At 61.9% G+C, this 5,702-nt stretch carries 2 protein-coding genes and 1 pseudogene; 1 reads left to right on the top strand and 2 read right to left on the bottom strand.

Annotated features, from left to right (window positions below; translation table 11 throughout):
- Positions 1-178 precede the first annotated feature (178 nt).
- The gene (locus N4Q37_RS27560; protein WP_260963347.1) at positions 179-538 is read left to right on the top strand and encodes a DUF6124 family protein; all 360 of its coding nucleotides are present in this window, start codon (positions 179-181) and stop codon (positions 536-538) included.
- A 102-nt stretch (positions 539-640) separates the two neighbouring features.
- Here the strand turns inward: N4Q37_RS27560 and N4Q37_RS27555 are convergent, their stop codons facing one another.
- Both N4Q37_RS27555 and N4Q37_RS27550 read right to left on the bottom strand, forming a co-directional pair.
- Entirely contained in the window at positions 641-979 is a 339-nt protein-coding gene (locus tag N4Q37_RS27555) for a tryptophan synthase subunit beta (RefSeq protein WP_260963345.1), read from the bottom strand.
- 178 nt (positions 980-1,157) lie between these two features.
- Positions 1,158-5,702: pseudogene (locus tag N4Q37_RS27550) on the bottom strand (LapA family giant adhesin); the annotation flags it as partial.

Genomic DNA, 5,702 nt, shown 5'->3' with positions numbered 1-5,702 from the left:
AGCGGTTTCTTTTTGGTTGGCATACATGCACCTCTTACTCATGTTATGCCCGAACACAAAATTTCTGACACCCTCGGGTTCCGTCTGCCCGGTCTTGCACACCTGCGTACAACTGCCACCTCATTTGCGTGCAAGCGAAAAGGTGTCGGTTCCACTACTACAGATGGAGCGACACAATATGTACAAAATTACTCCAAACCCGCCAGGCAACTCTGGCAACCCCTCCGATAAATCCTCGAAATCCAAAAAACTCGACGAAGCCGCCGAGCGCGCCCTCGACTACTACCTCAAGCCCAAACCCGTCGACGAGCCTCCAGCAGGTCAGCTCTTCATCGTCGCCCCGGACATCGACACTGAAACCCTGCTGGCCAATGCCTCCGAAGATTTGCTGTCCATCAGCGCCATCGCGGCTGACCTGGCGGATGACGTCGAGGGTTCGCGCCGCAGCGTAATCCTGGCGATCAGTCGGATGGCCGATGGGGTGCATTTGTTGGTGGAGCGGGCGATGGATCGGCTGGAAGTGCAAGCGTCGGGCTGACAAGTCTGCGGTGGATTGGCGATTGCATCGGGAGCAAGCCGAACGCTGTTGTGGCGAGGGGATAAATCCCCTCGCCACAAGGGAGCCGAGCTGAACTTAACGTCAGATCAACCCCTTCTCATCATCATCGATCAACCGGCTCAACCCACCCAGCGCTTCCCGGGCCTGGTTGCGGTCCATCAGCTTGGCCTGGGCGGCCGGTGGCAGGTCGGTGACGCGGATGACGCCTTTGCTGGTCAGCACCTGGATCAAGTCGTCGAGTACCCGGATCATCTCCAGGTCGCTCTGCTTGAGTTGCTTGAGGCTGTTTTCTACCGCCTGGTTGGCAAACCAGTCCTGGACCTCGTGATGGTCAGCCGGCAAGGTTTCGGTGGCTTCGGCATAAATGGTGGCTTCCACGCGCACCAGCAGGCCTTGTGCATCGCGTTGCACATAAAACATCGGGCATCCCTCATGGATTAAGCGGCGTCATGCCGAGCAGCATAGGCCAACTGTGCGCGAGTATGAAACTTATTGTGGCGAGGGAGCTTGCTCCCGCTGGGCCGCGAAGCGGCCCTGTTTTTGGGGCCGCTTGGCAGCTCAGCGGGAGCAAGCTCCCTCGCCACGACAAGTGTCAGCTTCAGCTGTTGTTGTGATCGACCTTGATGGTCGGGTCACTGCCGGCGATCAACGTGTTCAGGTTGACGTTCGACCAGTTGTTGCCTTCCAGCTTGATCGTCACGTCCGGCGCGGCCGATGCACCGTTGGCAGCGTTGAACTGGCCGGTGGTGCTGACTTGCAACGTCGACACGCCGTCGACCGTGCTGATCTGTAGGAAGTGGTCGATGGTGCTGCCGGTTTCGCCCTGCAACAGATCCCGCAGGTCGATCCGGTCACCTTCGCTGGCCTTGAAGTCCTTGATCACGTCGTTGCCGGTGTCGCCGGCTTTCCAGACAAAGGTATCGCCACCCAGGCCACCGATCAGGGTGTCGTTACCCTGGCCGCCGATCAATGTGTCATTGCCTGTTCCGCCGAGCAGGATATCGTTGCCCTTGCCGCCATCGAGCGAGTCGTTGCCACCCTGGCCAAAGAGGATGTCATTACCGCCACCGCCCAGCAGGGTGTCGCCGCCATCGTGGGCACCGGCCACATCGAACGCGGTGTAGTGCTCGGTGATGTACTGGTGCACGTTGCTGGTCGTGACCTTGCTGACGTCCACGCCGCTTTGTTGGGCAACGAAGGCCTGGATGGCCTGGTAGCCCTCGCCAACGACACCGTTGAAGCTCACCAGGTCGCCGAACAGGATGTCATTACCCTCGCCACCGTTGACCGTGTCGGAGCCTGGCAGAGTCGCTTCGGTGTGGCCGATGATCGAGTTGGCCAGGTTGCTCGGGTCGATGTTGGTCTGTGGTGTCGAGTCCGAGTCGTATGGCTTGAGGTCGTCCATGCTCACGCCGTTGTTCAGGCCGATGGCTTCCACGTTGCTCAGGCCTTTCAACAGGGTGAAGCTGGCGGCCGAGCCGTTTGTCGCCCACGAGTCGTTGTGGCCGGTGCCGTCCAGGTAGGAGAACTCGAAGGTCCCGTTGCCCTCGGCATGCACGGTGCCGACATAGTTCTCGTCCCAATGCTTGCCGTTTTTGATCGACAGGTACATTTCACCGTCTTCGTTGATGGTGAATTTGTGCGTGCTGTCGATCGTCTGGGAATAGGACTGGCCGACGGTGTAGTTGGCCGCACTCAGGACGTCGTCGAGCTTGACGTTGCCGTACAGCGTCGGGTTCGTCTGTTCGCCGGACTGGTAGAGGGTCGGCTCGCCGTCGGTGATGAAGTACGTCAGGTTCTTCGCACCGGTATTGCTCAGGGCCTGGGTGCTGTTGAAGAAGTTCGCGGTGGTCTTGAACACGTCTTCGTAGTTGGTACCGCCGCCGGACACCATTGAATCGAGCACGCTCTTGAGCAGCGTCAGCGCGTTCGGGTCGTTGAGGTTCACCGCAACGTTCTTGTTCACCTGCTGATCGAAGTCCGCCAGGAAGATGTTCACCGTCCCGGAGTTGCTGCCCAGGCTCTGCTTGAGGGTATTGAACACCTGGGTCAACGAGTTCTTGGCCGCGGTGATGGACGACGCACTCATACTGCCGGAGCTGTCGACCATGAATGCGATGTTGTAGTTGACCCCTGGCACCACGGTCAGCCCGCCGATGTCGGCGACCACGACGTCGTTTCCGTCGGTGCCGGTGACGCTGTCGCTGCCCGACGTGGCGGTGATCGCGTTGTAGGTCGCTGGGTACACCGTCACAGGGATCTGCGCCGTAGTACTTGCCGAGCCGCCGAGGACTTCGGTGGAGGTCGACGTTACGGTCAGGTTGAGCTGGCCGTTGTAGTAGGTCGGCGGGGTCAGGGTCAGGCTGCCCAGGTTCCAGCCGGTGACCGAGGCTTCGCCGTTGCTGCCCACTGTCGCGAAGTGGCCTGTGCCATCGCTCAGCACGCTGCCTTCGGGCATGCCGCCGATCTTCACGGCCAGGCTTTCGGAGCTGTCGGTGTCGGTCAGGGCGGTGGTGATTTTCGACAGGTGCACGCTGCCGCCTTCGGCGCCTTCGTTGAGCTTGAAGCCGTCGTAATAACCTTCGCCATTGGTGCCGTGCAGGTCGGAGACGGTCACTCCGGCATTCGCCAGGTCGGTCACGCTGGTGTACAGCGGCACGCCGGCACCGCTCAGGTCCACGGGGGTGCTGCCGTTGATCGACAGGTTCACGTCGTAGTTGCCCGGGCCATTCTGGTTATGGTGGTAGATGTCCAGGGTGTAGTAGCCGCTGGTGGTTGGTGTGAACGAACCATTCAGCGTGCCGCCCGCGCCCCAGGTGGCTGCCGCCACGTTCTTGCCGCCGATGGTCACCAGCAGGCTGTCGTCGGCGGTGCCGCTGAAGGTGTAGGTCTTGCCGGCCTCGAGGTAAATCAGGCCAGACGTCTTCGACGCGGTACCCACGCTCACGTTGCCGTCGGACTGCACGTTGGTCACGGTGTTGGTGCTGTTCGGCGTGCCGGCGGCATCGATCACCGACTTGAGCGTGCCGGACGGCGCGCCGCTGCCATCGGTGCCCAGGCCCGACAGACCAGTCCAGACTTCCTTGATCAAGCCAGTGGCGGTCACGCCGTTACCGGCCACGCTCAGCGTCGGCGCATCGGCGACCGGCGTGATGTCGATTTTCACGGTGCTGGTGTTACCCAGCGCCTGGCCGTCGGTGGGCTGGAACTTGATCTGCGCGTAGTCGGCCTGGTTGTTGCCCATGCTGCTGCCGACATAACCGTTGGCACCGGACTCATTGCTGTCCGGGGTGAAGCGCAGCTTGCCGGCGTCGATGTCGGCCTTGGTGAAGGTCTGGTCGTTGGCCACGTCCTTCCAGGTCGCTCCGTCCAGGTACTGCAACTTGCCGTCAGCCGGCAGTCCGGTGATTTTCACACCCAGGTTGGCGGCGGAACTGTCCACGTCGCTGACGCCGAAGTTCGACCAGCCCAGCACCAGCGAAGTGTCTTCGGTACCGGTCACCGCGCCACCGGTGGCAACCGGCGCATCGTTGACCCCGACCACGTTCACGGTGGTGGTGGCGGTGTTGGAGTAGTGGGTACCGTCGGTCACCGTCACGGTGATGATGCGCGGTACGGTGCTCGGGTCTTCGCTGCTGTTGGTAAAGCTGATGTTCTTGATCTGCTGCATGTAGTCAGCCAGCGTCGCGTTGCCCGACAGCGTCAGCGTGACCGTGCCGTTGGTGCTGTTGGCATTGATGCTGATGCCGTTGACGCTGTTGCCCAGGTTCAGCGCGTCGCCGGGCTGACGGTTGGTCAGCACGATGGTCGCGCCGGTCAGCATGGTGCTGTCCGGGTCGGTGATGTTCAGGTCGGTGTCGGCAATCGATACGCCCTGGCCCGGTGTGCCTTCGGTGAAGGTCACTTGGTAGTCGGCACCGGTCTTGCCGCTGGAGTTGTTGGCGTCCAGGTCGAGAACCGGCGGTGCATCGTTGTCGATGATCGAGGTGCTGACGCTGCCATTGGTGTCACTGACTGCCAGGTGCTCGAAGTTGCCGCCGGTGGCCGAGTCGATCTTGACCACGAAGTTCTCGGTGCCTTTGGTGATATTGTCGTCCAGTGTCGCCACGTTGAAGGTAGCGCTGGTGGCGTTGGCCGGGATCTTCACGGTGTAGACGCCAGTGAAGTCCGTGCCGTCGGCGGCGGTGCCGCTGTAGACGATCTTGAGCGTCACTTCGGTTTGCGCCGGGTTCGTCAGGCTGACGGTGTAGGTGGCCGCCTGGCCTTCGGTCACCGACGCGCTGCCGCTGATGCTGACCGTGGTGTTGTCGATGGTGTCGCTCACGGCGGTCACGGCGGGTGCAGTGCTTGGCACCAGGTGTTCGAAGTTGCCGCCCGTGGCCGTCTGGATGGTGGCCGAGACATTGCCAGCGTCCAGGTAGGCGTCGTCTTTCGGCGCGTCGACAGTGACGGTGCCGGTGGTTTTCCCGGCGTCGATGGTGATGACCGCGCCATTGCTCAGGGTCACGGTCACTGGCGAGCCAGCGGCGTTGGTCAGGGTCGCGGTGTAGACGATCGAACCGCCTTCGGCCACGGTGTTGGTGGCGCTCAGCGTCAGGCCGGTGGTGTCTTGGGTGTCGGTGACATTGGTGTCAGCCGGCGTGCCGTCGATGTCCAGTTTTTCGTAGTTGCCGCCCTGAGCGTCGTCGATCTTCACGCTCAGGTGATCGCCGCCCGTCGTGGCATCGTTGGGTGCGGTGAAGTTCACGCTGCTGGAGCTTGCGCCCACCGGGATGGTGATGGTCTGGCCGTTGCTCAATGTCACGACGAGAGGAGCATCTGTAACCGGCGCATTCACCGAGGCGGTGTACACCACGGTGCCGCCTTCGGCCACGGTCGAGGTCGCGGTGAGCGACACGGTGCTGGTGTCGATGGTATCGGTGACATCCGTGACCGCCGGCGTAGTGCTAGGCACCAGGTTTTCAAAGTTGCCACCGGTGGCGTGGTCGATGCTGACTTCAACCTTGCCGGCGTCCTTATAGACATCGTCGGAAGGTGCGGCCACGGTGACGGTGCCGGTGGTTTTACCGGCGTCGATGGTGATCACCGAGCCGTTGCTCAGGGTCACGGTAACCGGTGTACCGGCTGGATTGGACAGAGTGGC

Source organism: Pseudomonas citri, assembly GCF_025336485.1.
In the GTDB taxonomy this organism is placed as follows: domain Bacteria; phylum Pseudomonadota; class Gammaproteobacteria; order Pseudomonadales; family Pseudomonadaceae; genus Aquipseudomonas; species Aquipseudomonas citri.
The sequence above is the reverse complement of the archived record's forward strand: the minus strand, read 5'-3'. Positions and strand labels throughout refer to the sequence as shown.

Coding starts and splice junctions, on each gene's coding strand:
- N4Q37_RS27560 (WP_260963347.1), top strand. CDS start 179: ATGTACAAAATTACTCCAAACCCGCCAGGCAACTCTGGCAACCCCTCC.
- N4Q37_RS27555 (WP_260963345.1), bottom strand. CDS start 979: ATGTTTTATGTGCAACGCGATGCACAAGGCCTGCTGGTGCGCGTGGAA.